The organism is Aliiglaciecola sp. 3_MG-2023 (assembly GCF_030548205.1).
Taxonomy (GTDB): domain Bacteria; phylum Pseudomonadota; class Gammaproteobacteria; order Enterobacterales; family Alteromonadaceae; genus Aliiglaciecola.
The window spans coordinates 23057-37163 of record NZ_JAUORV010000026.1; the positions used below are offsets into that span (position 1 = coordinate 23057).

A 14107-nucleotide genomic window follows, 5' to 3' on the forward strand; every position below is an offset into this window, starting at 1 on the left:
TTGGCGGCTAAACAGGACATGGTATGAGCGTTATAGTCTTTAACGCAATTATCAACTGATAATAAAATGACAGGAATTCTCAATGAATACACTAAACAAAGGCATTAAGGTAAGTAAATTACTATTGAGCCTTTCACTATTGTTTTCTGCACACACGTTTGCAGCGCAAGCAGATCCAACAGAGGCGGAAACTGACTCGCCTTCAGCTGAAAAGCAAGATTGGGATGTAACAAATCCCCCATTCGAGTTGTCTTCAATTGATATTGAAACGGACGAAGTGACTTGGTCTAGTTTAGATATCTCTCCAGATGGCAAACACATGGTGTTTGATACCCTAGGAAATATTTTCATTGTTGATAGTCAAGGCGGGAAAGCCAAAGCATTGACTCAAGATTTTGCTTGGAATATCCAACCTGCTTTTAGTCCTGATGGCAAAAAAATCGCGTTTAGCTCAGACCGAGATGGCTTGTCCAACATTTGGATGATGGACATAGAAAGTGGCGAACTAAACCAAATCACCAAAGAAAAAAATAACATAATGCACTCCCCCAAGTGGAGTCCAGACGGACAGTATATTCTTGCAACCAAAGGAATAATGTCGAGCCGTAGTATTCCCGCTGGGGAAATTTGGATGTATCACTATTCTGGTGGCGATGGCATTCAAATTAAAGCCAGAGTGAATGGCAAAAAAGACCAAAAGAACATTGCTGATCCAGCATTTTCACCTGATGGTAAGTACGTATACTTCACCCAAGATATTACCGGTGGCTCAACATTTAGCTATAACCGAGATCCGTTAAAATCAGTTTTTGCTATCACCCGTTACGATCTAGAAAGTGGCGATGAAGAACGATTTGTCAGTGGCACAGGTGGTGCAATTGTACCTACTCCCTCCCCTGACGGTAAACAATTAGCCTTTGTTCGCCGCATCAAAAACAGAACTGCTTTGTTCGTCAAAAATTTAGCTGACGGCAGTGAAAGAGTTTTGTATCAAGCCCTTGAGCGCGATATGCAAGAAGGTTTCGGTAGTGAAGGGTATTTCGCCTATTTCGATTGGACACCTGATTCTGAAAATATTGTTTTTTGGACTGGCGGTAAGTTTCATAAACTCAACGTGAATAGCCTCGAAATTGAAGATATTCCAGTATCCTTGTCCACCACAGCACAATATGCAGATGCACTGCGTTTTGATGTGGATGTGGCACCAGATACATTCGATGTAAAAATGATTCGCTGGGCACAAAAGTCTCCCAACGGGAAATCAATTCTTTATCAAGCTTTGGGTAAGTTATATGTCAAAGACTTGAAATCAGGCAAAGTGAAGCGCCTAACAAAACAAAATGACCATGATGAATATTTCCCCCGTTATTCAAATGATGGCAAAAAAATCGTTTACACCACTTGGAATGATCAAGATCTAGGTAGCATAAGAGTGGTTTCTGCGCGTGGCGGAAGAGGCAAAGTTGTTTCAAAAAACCCGGGACATTATGTTGAGCCAAGTTTTTCCCTCGATGGAGAATTGCTGACTTATCGCAAAACCACCGGAGGCTATTTACTTTCTCCGAAGTGGTCCGTTGAGCCAGGGCTTTACGTGACGAATTTAGATGAGAAAACCCACACGCGTATATCTAAAAATGGTGTTGCGCCGCACTTTGCAGGCTCAAATGAGCGCGTTTACTTTACCACGGTTGTTGGCGGCACGGCATACACTGAAACCCAACTAGTGAGCGTTGATTTACATGGCGAAGATAAACGTGAACATTTGTATGGCGCCGACAAAGTGAGTGAATACCGATTATCCCATGATGGAAAATGGATTGCCTTCGTTCATCAATACAATGCCTATATCGCTCCGTTTAAACAAATGGGTAAACGCCAAAATATTGGTCCTTCAAGCACAGCTACACCGCTTAAACAAGTGTCTAGCCGAGCAGGTGAGTACCTTACTTGGTCGCCAGACAATAAGACTCTATCGTGGTATCACGGCCCTTACTATTTCGAGCGAGAATTGAAAGATGCTTTCGATTTTATGCCCAATGCACCAGCAACATTGCCCGAACCTGTTAGTGAAGGAATTAATCTGTCATTCAGTCAAAAAGCTGATAAGCCCGATGGTTACAAAGCTATTGTGGGTGGCACTGTAGTTACTATGCGTGATGCAGATAATCAGCAGGAAGTCATTGAAAATGCCGTTATACTCATCAACAATAATAAAATTGAGGCAGTGGGAAAAGCTGCTGATATTGAAGTTCCTAGTTCAGCCTTGGTGATCGATGCTAACGGAAAAACCATTATCCCAGGCTTGATCGATACCCATGCCCATGGCTCACAAGGGAGTAACGAAATTATTCCTCAACAAAATTGGAGTCAATACTCAAACCTAGCATTTGGTGTAACCACAATTCACGATCCATCCAATGACACTACCGAGATTTTTTCTGCCTCGGAGTTACAAAAAGCAGGTAAAATTGTCGCACCTCGTATCTATTCCACAGGTACGATTTTATATGGTGCAGAGGCCCTCGGTTACAAGGCGATTATTAATAACCTTGCGGATGCCAAGTATCACTTGCAACGCTTGAAAGATGTGGGTGCTATATCGGTTAAAAGCTACAATCAACCCCGTCGTGATCAACGTCAGCAAGTATTAGCCGCTGCAAAAGAGTTAGAAATGATGGTGGTGCCTGAAGGTGGTGGTAAATTGCAACAAAACATCACTATGGTAGTAGATGGTCATACTGGTTTGGAACATTCCCTTCCTATTGCCAAAGGTTACAATGATCTAACCAAATTATGGTCTGCAACAAAGTCTGGATATACCCCTACCTTTATCGTTTCCTATGGTGGGTTAATGGGAGAAGAGTATTGGTACGACCGCACTGAAGTATGGAAGAATCCACGTTTGATGCGTTATACACCATCTTATATTATCGACCGTCGTTCGATTCGTCGCCCCACAGCACCAGATAATCAATACAACCATTTCGACGTTGCATCTTATGCAAAAGAGCTCAGAGATAAAGGTGTGAGTATTCACATTGGTGGCCATGGTCAAAGGGAAGGTTTAGCCGCCCATTGGGAACTTTGGTCCATGCAACAAGGTGGGTTTACGCCTTGGGAAGCCCTGAGAGGTGGCACCATAGATGGCGCGAAGCATTTAGGCATGGATAAGCAAATTGGTAGTATCGAAGTAGGTAAACTAGCAGACCTGGTTATCATTGACGGCGACGTTTTAAGCGACCTTAGGCGCAGTGAGTATGTTGATTACACCGTAATTAATGGACGTATCTATGAAGCTGCAAGCATGAACGAAGTGAATAGCAAACAAAAGCGACAAGCATTCTTCTTTGAACAAGATAACCAAAGCTTTATGCCTAAAGAAACTCAAATTAGAGTCCACGAAAAAGCCAAACAACATAATTGGGTGCACCAGCACTGAGTGAATATGTTGAACACATTAGGGCGCGTAAAGCGCCCTTTTACTTTAAGCCTGCTATGAACTTGTGTAATGAATTGCACTCGTAAATACATAACCTGAGTAATTTATATTAAACTTGACGTTAAAGTTGATTCTGTTTATTTGCTTAGTTTCGCAAATAGTGGGATAAAACAACTAAGGGTTTCAGTTCAATCTAGCTAAAAGAAGTAATTTAGGAGTATTAGCACATGGATTTATTATTTGACTATATCTTTACCGTTCAAACCGCCTTACTGATCTTTGTGATTGTTCTTATCAAATCATCTATTAAATTTGTACCACAAAACCGTGCTTTTTTAGTAGAACGCTTTGGTAAATTTCAATCAACAAAAGAAGCAGGATTGAACTTCATTATTCCCTTTATTGATAACGTTGCCGCCGACCGTTCTTTAAAAGAACAAGCAGTAGACGTTCCCGAACAAAGCGCAATTACTAAAGATAATATCTCTTTATCCGTGGATGGCGTCCTGTACTTTCGTGTAATGGACCCCTATAAAGCTACATATGGAGTTGATAACTACGTTTTTGCCGTCACGCAATTAGCGCAAACCACTATGCGGTCAGAATTGGGTAAGATGGAGTTGGATAAAACCTTTGAAGAACGAGATATGCTCAACACCAATATAGTTGCAGCGATTAACGATGCCGCCGGTCCTTGGGGCATTCAAGTGCTTCGTTACGAAATTAAAGACATTGTGCCTCCCCAATCAGTGATGGAAGCGATGGAAGCACAAATGAAAGCTGAGCGTGTAAAACGAGCACAGATTTTAGAATCGGAAGGCGACAGACAAGCTGCAATCAACCGAGCAGAAGGTAACAAAGCATCCGTAGTATTAGCGGCAGAAGCCGATAAAGAAGAGCAAGTTTTACAAGCCGAGGGGGAAGCTAAGGCCATAGTTGCTGTTGCAGAAGCGCAAGCTGAAGCACTTCGGAAAGTTGGTGTGGAAGCCAATACAGTTGAAGGGCAAAAAGCCATTCAATTAGATTTGGCAACTAAAGCCATAGATGCAAAACAAGCCATAGCCAAAGAGTCGTCTATTGTTCTACTTCCTGATGGCGCAACTGAACCTGCGTCAGTCGTTGCCCAAGCTATGACAGTGATTAACTCAATGAATAAAGGCAGCTAGCCATGGAGTTAATTACTGACAATTTAGCACAGAGCCTAATTGTACTTGGTCTAGTTATGCTAGCGATTGAAATTGCCATTTTAGGTTTTGCAACTTTCATATTGTTTTTTGTGGGTGTGGCGTCTGTGCTAGCTGGCGCGCTTATATATACTGGCATTATTCCAGATACATTAATGAGCGCAACACTGACGGTGGGCATTCTCACCGCCATTAGTGCAGCTTTATTGTGGAAACCCCTTAAGAGTATTCAACAACAAGTTGATAAAAAGCCAGCTCAAAGTGATTTGATTGGGCATCGTTTTTTGTTAGAAGAAGATGTCTCCCTCAACAATAATCCGTACTATCATTATTCAGGAATTCAATGGAAGCTAAAAAGTTCACAGCCCATTTCTGCTGGTAGTATGGTTAAAGTTACTAAAGCGGAAGTCGGTTTGTTTTATGTAGAGGCGGTTGAATAACCCCTTAGGAATTAGCAATAGTTTAACTTAGCAAGAGAGATAGGTATGTCAGCCAAAGATATTGAACAATCATTTGTTATCCTCAAACAGACCGTTCCCTTGCTGGTTAAACACAAAATCCCCGCTGTTCCCACTAATTATGCCCTTTGGTATACCTATGTGAGCAATGATTCTCCAGAGTTAAATGAACAGTTAGATGCGGCTGTGGAAAGTCACTCTCCAATTTCAGAGCTAAAAGCTGAAGATCTGTACCGCAATTTTGTATCTGACGAAAAAGTCAATGTATGGGAATTAAGGCAGTCTCTTGAAGGCATGATGATTGAACTTTCGCAATCCCTTAAAGATACCAAATCTGAAACACAAGACTACAAAGAACTTATGGACAACTGCATTGACGATTTAAGCAAAGTTGAGAAAGAAGGCTGGACAGTAGAAGAAGTGTTAGGCTTGGTGCGTAATATGGTCAAAGAATCCCAAGTGATCAGGCAAAGCACCATTAGCTTCAATGGCGCCCTTGCCAATGCTGAAAAAGAAATTGCACGCCTCAAATCTCAACTACAAGCGAGTCAACAAGAAGCGCTTTATGATGCCTTAACCGGTCTATGCAACCGTCGTTACTTTGACTCCGAAATTAATACTAAGCTTACACTAGATAAATGCTGTTTAGCGCTGATAGATATTGACCACTTCAAAAAGATTAACGACAACTACGGTCACCAGATGGGTGATTTAGTCTTAAAAGCCGTGGCCAAAAAAATTCAAAGTTGTTGCAGAGAGCAAGCCCAAGCGTTTCGCTACGGTGGAGAAGAGTTTGCAGTCATAATGCCTGGATTAGAGCAATCCCGGGCTCGACAAATGGCCGACGTAATGCGACGTCAAATTGAAAAAATTAACGTAAAAGATCGTCGAACAGGAGAATCATTAGGGGATATCACGGTTTCTATCGGCGTAGCGCAACTCGAAACAAACGAAGACTCAACTCATTTTATCGAAAGAGCAGACAAATTAATGTATGACGCAAAACGTCTCGGTCGAAACCGAGTTATGCCCATGGGGTAATTAGGTTTTTGCTCCATGATAAATGACTAATTTAGTATTTTCCCGCCAATTTTCGTCTTTAAATTAGCAAAAGCACGAATATCTTAAATATTTAACGGATAAAAACTTCCTTATTTTTAGAAAATAACTATCTGAAATTAAAGATTATTTTCGCAAAATCCAGGTTTAATTTATAAGCTGCTGATTTTTAAAGCAAATGAAACAATGTAACCTGGCGAAAAGTTTTGTATAATGCCGCGCAATTTTTTATTAGACACAGAGTGGACCAATGTCAGACTTATCTCATTACAGAAATATAGGTATTTTTGCCCACGTTGACGCGGGGAAAACTACCACCACCGAACGTATACTAAAACTTACCGGTAAAATCCATAAAACCGGTGAAGTACATGACGGTGAATCAACAACAGATTTCATGGAACAAGAAGCAGAGCGCGGTATTACTATCCAATCAGCTGCTGTAAGTTGTTTTTGGAAAGATCACCGTTTTAACGTTATCGATACTCCGGGACACGTTGACTTTACAGTTGAAGTATATCGTTCACTGAAAGTTCTAGATGGCGGAATCGGTGTATTCTGTGGATCTGGTGGTGTAGAGCCGCAATCAGAAACTAACTGGCGTTATGCTAACGAATCAGAAGTAGCCCGTATTATCTTCGTGAACAAACTTGACCGCATGGGTGCTGATTTTTACCGTGTTGTTGGCCAAGTGAAAAAAGTACTTGCTGCTAACCCATTGGTTATGACATTACCTATCGGAATCGAAGATGATTTTGTTGGTGTCGTAGATGTTCTAACTAAGCAAGCTTACGTCTGGGATGACACGGGTCTTCCTGAAAATTACAAAATTGAAGATGTTCCTGCTGACATGGTTGATAAAGTAAACGAATACCATGAAATGTTAGTGGAAACGGCTGTTGAGCAAGACGACGACCTAATGATGGCTTACATGGATGGTGAAGAACCTTCTATTGAAGACCTTAAACGTTGTATCCGTAAAGGAACACGTGACATGTCTTTCTTCCCAACATACTGTGGTTCAGCATTCAAAAACAAAGGTATGCAATTAGTACTAGATGCTGTTGTTGATTACTTGCCTAGCCCAACTGAAGTTGATCCTCAACCATTGACTGATGAAGAAGGTGTTGAGACAGGCGAAGTAGCAACAGTTTCTGTTGACGAGCCATTACGTGCACTAGCATTTAAAATTATGGATGACAGATTTGGTGCTTTAACCTTCGTTCGAATTTACTCAGGTAAATTGAATAAAGGCGACACCATTCTTAACTCGTTTACAGGTAAAACTGAGCGTGTTGGCCGTATGGTTGAAATGCAAGCAGACGACCGTAATGAGTTAAGCAGTGCACAAGCTGGTGACATCATTGCTATCGTAGGTATGAAAAACGTGCAAACTGGTCACACATTATGTGATCCTAAGCACCCTTGTACGCTAGAAGCGATGGTATTCCCAGAGCCGGTAATCTCAATCTCTGTTGCACCTAAAGATAAAGGTGGTTCTGAGAAAATGGGTATCGCTATTGGTAAAATGGTGGCTGAAGATCCATCTTTCCGTGTTGAAACGGATGAAGATTCTGGTGAGACTATCCTTAGAGGGATGGGTGAGCTTCACTTGGATATCAAAGTTGATATTCTTAAGCGTACCTATGGCGTTGACTTAGAAGTTGGTCAACCTCAAGTTGCTTATCGTGAAACTATTACTCAAGCTATCGAAGATTCTTATACCCATAAGAAGCAATCTGGTGGTTCTGGTCAGTTTGGTAAAATCGACTACCGCATCCGCCCTGGAGAGCCAGGTTCTGGATTCAAGTTCACTTCAACGGTTGTTGGTGGTAACGTTCCTAAAGAATTCTTCCCGGCTATCGAGAAGGGTTTTAAAGGCATGATGGAAAATGGTGTGCTTGCTGGCTTCCCTGTGTTGGATGTTGAAGTTGAACTATACGACGGTGGATTCCACGCCGTGGATTCATCTGCCATCGCGTTCGAAATCGCAGCTAAAGGTGCTTTCCGTCAATCGATTCCTAAAGCTGGACCTCAACTTATTGAGCCAATCATGAAAGTAGACGTATTCACGCCTGAAGATCATGTTGGTGACGTAATTGGTGACCTTAACCGTCGTCGCGGTATGATTAAAGACCAAGAAGCAGGTGTGACAGGCGTTCGCGTTAAAGCTGACGTACCACTTTCTGAAATGTTCGGTTATATCGGTTCACTTCGTACAATGACATCTGGCCGTGGTCAATTCTCAATGGAATTCAGCCACTACATGCCTTGTCCAAATAACGTTGCTGAAAAAGTTATCGCTGAAACTAAAGAGCGTAACGCTAAGAAGTAATTCTTACTTTTAGCCAACGAATCAAAAACCCGATTTTAGAATCGGGTTTTTTATTTTCTAAATATCGGTTTAGTGTGTGCTTATTCAGACAGACGTGTTCAATGAATAGCGAATAAAAACTAGCCAAATAACCAATGAATAAGGACAGTTTTGGGTAAAAAAATTGTCAAACTTTATGTTTTCCGTTACTGTCGAATAAATCTCTGATGTTATCCATATGGATAAAGAATATAGAGAAATGAGCATCGATTCCCATCTGCGGATCGATAATCAAGGAAGAAGCCAAGGAGGCCCAAATGAAAATCAGCTTAATTTTTTCGTTGCTATTATTCTGTTCCTCAGTTCTAGCAAGCGAACTGCCCATTGAACAATTCTCTAAACACAGTGACTATTTAGATATGACCATCTCTCCCGATGGTAAACATTTGCTTGCACGGGTCCATCATGAAGGTGAAATAAGTCTAATATTCTTAGATGCCAAAAACATGAAAATTATTGGCGGCGTTAGACCGAAAGAAGGAGACATCATTCATTCAGCCCAATGGGTAAGTGATGAGCGAGTGGTATATCAATTCGCTGAAAAACGTATGCAATATGATGCGCCAATGGCAACTGGGGAATTATTTGCGATAAATGTAGACGGAAGCAAACAGGAAATGCTTTATGGATATAGAGCCCGAGACAATGGCGATCGCAATACAAGAACTAAAAAGCGAGAAGCAAGTTATGCTACGCCGGAAATTATCAGCTTATTGGAAAATGACAAAAAGAACATCTTAATTTTAGAGCATCCATGGACTTTGGAGTTCAATAAGCTTTATGACTTGCGCAAAAAACATTCAGTTATTTCTAAGTTAAATATTTTTAATGGCCGTAAAACCAAAGTTGAAGTACTTCCCCATCCTGGCGCTCAAGCGATAGCCAACAAAAACGGCGAAATTAAATTTATGAAATGGACCGATGAAGACTTAGAACCTCATGGTGCATTTAGAAAAAATAATGAAGATGATTGGCAAGAAATTAAAGATGCCTATGGGGTTAATAAAGATTTAATTCCTATTGATACCAGTAATGATAGTAAACAGATTTTTCTAACAGGTAGCTATGGTAGTGCAGACTTAAATACCTATTACGTATTAAACCTAATGGACGGTAAACTTAGCCCGCTGTTTGATAATATGACTGCCGATATCATTTTTAGCAATAAAGATCCTCTAACCAATATGCCTGTCGTTGGTTTTTCCTTTCCTGGTAAACCCCAATACCACTACGTTGAAGGGAATAACACCGCCAAACTACATAAGATGCTAGTTGAAGCCTTTGCAGGGCAGAAAGTAAACATTACCAGCGCGACCCAGGATGGTAAAAAGTTGTTGTTGCATATTTCCAGTGATGTAAACCCTGGGGAATATTATATTTTTGACACTGAGAAAATGGGAGCTGATTTTATTTGGTCAAATCGCTCATGGTTTGACCCTCGCGACATGGCTTCTATGCGGAGCTTCCAATTTACGACTGATGACAACATGGATATTCATGGTTATTTGACCATGCCAAATGATTTGGCAGAAAATGAAAAACCACCAATGGTTGTTGTTATCCACGGTGGCCCACACGGTGTCAGTGAAAGATGGGGATTCGATAGCGAAGTGCAATTTTTAGCTAATCGTGGATATGCCGTGCTACAAGTTAATTTTCGTGGTTCCGGAGGCTACGGTAAACAGTTTGAACGAGCCGGTTATCGCCAATGGGGTGGCAAAATGATAGAAGACATCACCGACGCTACCAAATATATCGTGAACCAAGGGTACGTAGATGGCGATAAAATGTGTGTTTATGGTGCTAGCTACGGCGGGTATGCAGCACTAATGGCTAGCGTTCGTGAACCTGATCTTTTCAACTGCACCATAGGCTACGTGGGAATTTATGATTTAAATTATGCGTATACCGACAGTATTTACATGAAAAGCCACGGCGGTAGAGGTTATTTTGAAAAAGTTCTAGGAACTAACAAAAGAGAGTTAGCTGAGTTTTCACCCGTAAATTACGCAGACAAAATCAAGTCAAATGTTTTGCTGATTCACGGTGAGAAAGACTCTATTGTCTCTGTTAAGAACGCCCATGCTATGTTAAATAGCTTTGAAGCTGTTGGTAAAAAAGTGTCCTATATAAATTTTGAAAAAGCGGGGCACGGTATCTTTCAAGAAGCAGGCCGTAAGCAATTGTACAGCGAGATTGAAAAATTTATCAAACAGAACATCGGTAAATAACCCCATACACTGGCAACGACTTGCGCTGAACAGCAAGCCGTTGCCTATGGTTAAATCAGTACTAGTTCCTATATCAGTTTAACTTCAAAACCCTTACACTATCCCACTATATTTTTCTGACACCAATTGATTTAATCTGTTATGACAATAGCCCAAGGTAAACGCCTCAACAAATACATCAGTGAAACCGGCTTATGTTCTCGCCGTGAGGCAGATAAACTCATCGAACAAAACAGAGTGACCATAAATAACAAAATACCAGAGCTAGGTACCAAGGTTTTTGATGGTGATGAAGTCAGAGTTGACCGTAAATTAATTGGCGCTACACCGACGAACAAATCAGATCGCATTTATATTGCTTACAATAAGCCTGTCGGCATTACTTGTACCACGGAAAGGCACGTAAAAGGCAACATCATTGATGCCATAGGTCACAAACAAAGAATTTTTCCTATAGGCCGTTTAGATAAACCATCTGAAGGATTGATTCTACTCACCAGTGACGGCGACATTGTAAATAAGATATTACGAGCTGAAAACGCCCACGACAAAGAATATGAAGTAACTGTCACTCAGCCTATCAGTGAGCGTTTTTTGAAGCGCATGGCCTCTGGAGTGCCAATTTTAGGCACGGTAACCAAACCTTGCAAAGTAAGTCCGTTAGGAAAATACAAATTTAAAATTATATTAACCCAGGGCTTAAATAGACAAATCCGTCGTATGTGTGAATTTTTGGGGTATGAAGTGAGCAAACTAAAACGTACACGCATTATGCACATTGATTTATCACGGCTATACCCCGGGCAATGGCGCAATTTAACGCCTCATGAAATGCAGACCTTAAATGAGTCTTTAAGAAACTCACAAAAGACTGCCAATATTCACCCACAATAGCAATTTACTATTGTGGGTTATCTCATTGAATTAGCTGTGTGCAGCGGGTAAAAGATCTTGAACAGGTAAAGGCAATAATTTTAAAATTTGGCTGCGGCTCACTTGCCAAAAAGCAGATAACAACAATAATGTACCGCCAATACACAAACCAGTAATAGCAAAGCTATAGCTCACCATTCCGTAGGTTTCTAAAAGTGTAGAAAAAGCATAAATGACATAAACCAATGCGGATACCATAATAGCGCGTCTATCCACTGCAATTGAAATGGTCGCCAGTAAAACGTAGAGGCCAAGAACCAGTAAAGATATTGATAAGCCACCTACACCTTGCAAGATCCCCAAAGAAGTAAATATCGGGTGCACAATAAGTGGCGCAGCAGCTAAATGTAACCAAAACGCAACATCAGAAGAACGAGTTTGACGATTACGATCAGATGCATCCCAATACATGGCTAACCCAAAAATGCCTAATCCTACACACAACAATAAAGGATTTACCCAAGTAACAGCATTAGGTATTAATACCAATATCAGTGCGATTATACTGCTGCTAATTGCCGCAGCGCCTGCAGCAACAGTAATAGGTACGCGAAAACGTCGCCAATGCAAAACAGCGGCGACGGCACTGAGAGCGCCAGCAATTAAAAATGCCATTTCATTCGGTTGCTGTTGAATCACCAGCGGCGAAGCAAAGACACCACCTAAAAATGTTAACAACAACATAATTGCTGGTAAGGCCATGCGTCGCTTCAAAACAAAAAATTCAGATAACAACCAAGAAGCAATTGCTACCCCAATGGTCCCTAACAACGGCGATACATGGTAGCCAAGAAATCCAATTGATGCCAAAAGTAAGCCGCTTGCGATCACCACAAAGATATCGTTAAAACCACTAATTAAGCGAAAGTTTTCTTCATCTGCAAGTGAGGTATTTTTAATTTTGGCAACATAACTTTTAAACTGTGAAACCGAATCATCCGTAAATATTCCGGCCTCCACGGCTTGTTTCAAGTCTTCATCGTTATACATAGAATGGCTCCAATTGTTATTCTTGGTTTGGTTCGCTTTATGAATGGATAAATCCACGTCTTGATTACAACAAGGGAACCAAATGCAATAAGCGAACCATTAAAGATAGCTCAGTATTTTCAACCACTTACATAAATCTATGGTTCATAGAGGCTAGACTAGTTAATACGCTTAGCGAAAAAGTAGTGAATTTAACCACAGTTGAATAGTTAAGGTGATATAACGGTTTCCCAATTCCAATCAAATGGGGGCAATCCTATTCCTTCTATCAACCTCTGATATTCAGTACGATTCAGCGCTTTTGCCACCACTTTATATTGAGATCTATATTTAACGGCACGAGTGGTCAGTAAATCAAAACGTTTGTCGGCATTTTCAGAAAAATCCACGTCACGCAACTTTTCAATACGAATACTAGTGTTGTAATACTCCACTACGTATTCTAAAAGGCGATTTTGAATTAATAACATTTTTTTATTCAGCAGATGCACACAAATACCGTTTTCGACAATGGCGTTAGAAAATCCTTTTTCGGTGAAATCTGTGGCACTTTGAGCCAAACTTAAAGACGTTTTCCAATACTGAGTAATTAGCTGCAAATATCTAGTCGATATACGCTGATTTTGCTGAATTTTTTGCGAGTTCAACTCTTCCAAAATGTCTTCAAAGAGCATATCAAGGGTAACAAGCAAACGATTAAAGTTAGACATTTTATGTTTTGTGGCGGCAAAACCTAAAGGCTATATCCTGACAGCACAATTGGTCAAGTACCCTTATTGCTAAATTCCGTTAAAATGGCTTTAGCCCCGCAGCGCATTGGAAACATTCCATGGCCTGTAGGCGGCGGCTTTAGCCCCGCAGCGTATTGGAAACATTCCATGGCCTGTAGGCGGGTGCTTTAGCCCCGCAGCGCATTTGAAATATTCCATGGCCTGTAGGCGGCGGCTTTAGCCCCGCAGCGTATTGGAAACATTCCATAACCTGTAGGCGGCGGCTTTAGCCCCGCAGCGCATTGGAAACATTCCATGGCCTGTAGGCGGCGGCTTTAGCCCCGCGCTAAATGGTAATATTCCATGGCCTGAAGACCATGCTACAAAATTGTAGGCGGCGGCTTTAGCCCCGTAGCGTATTGGAAACATTCCATGGCCTGTAGGCGGCGGCTTTAGCCCCGCAGCGTATTGGAAACATTCCATAACCTGTAGGCGACGGCTTTAGCCCCGCAGCGCATTGGAAACATTCCATAACCTGTAGGCGGGTGCTTTAGCCCCGTGACGTGTTTGAAACATTCCATGGCCTGAAGACCATGCTACAAAATTGTAGGCCTAAAACAAAAAAGCCGCTCTAGGAGCGGCTTTCTTAATATTTTAGCTATTATCGAGATTAAGCGATGATTTTAGCTACAACACCTGCACCAACAGTACGGCCACCTTCACGGATTG

Annotated in this window: 10 protein-coding genes; 7 read left to right on the forward strand and 3 right to left on the reverse strand. The window is 41.3% G+C overall.

What is annotated here, in order from left to right; all coding sequences use genetic code 11:
- The first annotated feature begins 82 nt into the window (after positions 1-82).
- The 7 genes from Q4574_RS20720 to rluF all read left to right on the forward strand — a co-directional run bounded on the left by Q4574_RS20720 (position 83) and on the right by rluF (position 11639).
- Entirely contained in the window at positions 83-3439 is a 3357-nt protein-coding gene (locus Q4574_RS20720) for an amidohydrolase family protein (protein WP_303477416.1), read from the forward strand.
- 227 nt (positions 3440-3666) lie between these two features.
- On the forward strand, positions 3667-4605 hold the full coding sequence (locus tag Q4574_RS20725) for an SPFH domain-containing protein (protein WP_303477418.1): 939 nt from the start codon (positions 3667-3669) through the stop codon (positions 4603-4605).
- A gap of 2 nt (positions 4606-4607) precedes the next feature.
- Positions 4608-5063 carry an NfeD family protein gene (locus Q4574_RS20730; protein ID WP_303477421.1) on the forward strand — a complete coding sequence of 152 codons (456 nt, stop codon included), beginning with the start codon at positions 4608-4610 and terminating at the stop codon, positions 5061-5063.
- A 45-nt stretch (positions 5064-5108) separates the two neighbouring features.
- Positions 5109-6122, forward strand: a complete 1014-nt coding sequence (locus Q4574_RS20735; RefSeq protein WP_303477424.1) for a GGDEF domain-containing protein — start codon at positions 5109-5111, stop codon at positions 6120-6122.
- 268 nt (positions 6123-6390) lie between these two features.
- Positions 6391-8475: an elongation factor G gene (gene fusA, locus Q4574_RS20740; protein ID WP_303477427.1), complete on the forward strand. Its 2085-nt coding sequence runs from the start codon at positions 6391-6393 to the stop codon at positions 8473-8475.
- Between the two features lie 296 nt (positions 8476-8771).
- Positions 8772-10745 carry a S9 family peptidase gene (locus Q4574_RS20745; RefSeq protein WP_303477430.1) on the forward strand — a complete coding sequence of 658 codons (1974 nt, stop codon included), beginning with the start codon at positions 8772-8774 and terminating at the stop codon, positions 10743-10745.
- A 141-nt stretch (positions 10746-10886) separates the two neighbouring features.
- On the forward strand, positions 10887-11639 hold the full coding sequence (rluF, locus tag Q4574_RS20750) for a 23S rRNA pseudouridine(2604) synthase RluF (RefSeq protein WP_303477432.1): 753 nt from the start codon (positions 10887-10889) through the stop codon (positions 11637-11639).
- A gap of 30 nt (positions 11640-11669) precedes the next feature.
- On the opposite strand, the gene Q4574_RS20755 is transcribed toward rluF, so the two are convergent.
- From Q4574_RS20755 to Q4574_RS20765, 3 genes are all read right to left on the reverse strand, one after another.
- Entirely contained in the window at positions 11670-12668 is a 999-nt protein-coding gene (locus Q4574_RS20755; protein WP_303477435.1) for a hypothetical protein, read from the reverse strand.
- Positions 12669-12877: 209 nt separating this feature from the next.
- The gene (locus Q4574_RS20760; RefSeq protein WP_303477438.1) at positions 12878-13378 is read right to left on the reverse strand and encodes a hypothetical protein; all 501 of its coding nucleotides are present in this window, start codon (positions 13376-13378) and stop codon (positions 12878-12880) included.
- A 237-nt stretch (positions 13379-13615) separates the two neighbouring features.
- Positions 13616-13807: a hypothetical protein gene (locus tag Q4574_RS20765; protein ID WP_303477441.1), complete on the reverse strand. Its 192-nt coding sequence runs from the start codon at positions 13805-13807 to the stop codon at positions 13616-13618.
- Between the last annotated feature and the right edge of the window lie 300 nt (positions 13808-14107).

Excerpts from the sequence above, each read along its gene's own strand:
- Q4574_RS20745 (WP_303477430.1), top strand. The coding sequence starts at position 8,772 with ATGAAAATCAGCTTAATTTTTTCGTTGCTATTATTCTGTTCCTCAGTT.
- Q4574_RS20720 (WP_303477416.1), top strand. The coding sequence starts at position 83 with ATGAATACACTAAACAAAGGCATTAAGGTAAGTAAATTACTATTGAGC.
- fusA (WP_303477427.1), top strand. The coding sequence starts at position 6,391 with ATGTCAGACTTATCTCATTACAGAAATATAGGTATTTTTGCCCACGTT.
- rluF (WP_303477432.1), top strand. The coding sequence starts at position 10,887 with ATGACAATAGCCCAAGGTAAACGCCTCAACAAATACATCAGTGAAACC.
- Q4574_RS20735 (WP_303477424.1), top strand. The coding sequence starts at position 5,109 with ATGTCAGCCAAAGATATTGAACAATCATTTGTTATCCTCAAACAGACC.
- Q4574_RS20760 (WP_303477438.1), bottom strand. The coding sequence starts at position 13,378 with ATGTCTAACTTTAATCGTTTGCTTGTTACCCTTGATATGCTCTTTGAA.
- Q4574_RS20765 (WP_303477441.1), bottom strand. The coding sequence starts at position 13,807 with ATGTTTCCAATACGCTACGGGGCTAAAGCCGCCGCCTACAATTTTGTA.
- Q4574_RS20725 (WP_303477418.1), top strand. The coding sequence starts at position 3,667 with ATGGATTTATTATTTGACTATATCTTTACCGTTCAAACCGCCTTACTG.
- Q4574_RS20755 (WP_303477435.1), bottom strand. The coding sequence starts at position 12,668 with ATGTATAACGATGAAGACTTGAAACAAGCCGTGGAGGCCGGAATATTT.
- Q4574_RS20730 (WP_303477421.1), top strand. The coding sequence starts at position 4,608 with ATGGAGTTAATTACTGACAATTTAGCACAGAGCCTAATTGTACTTGGT.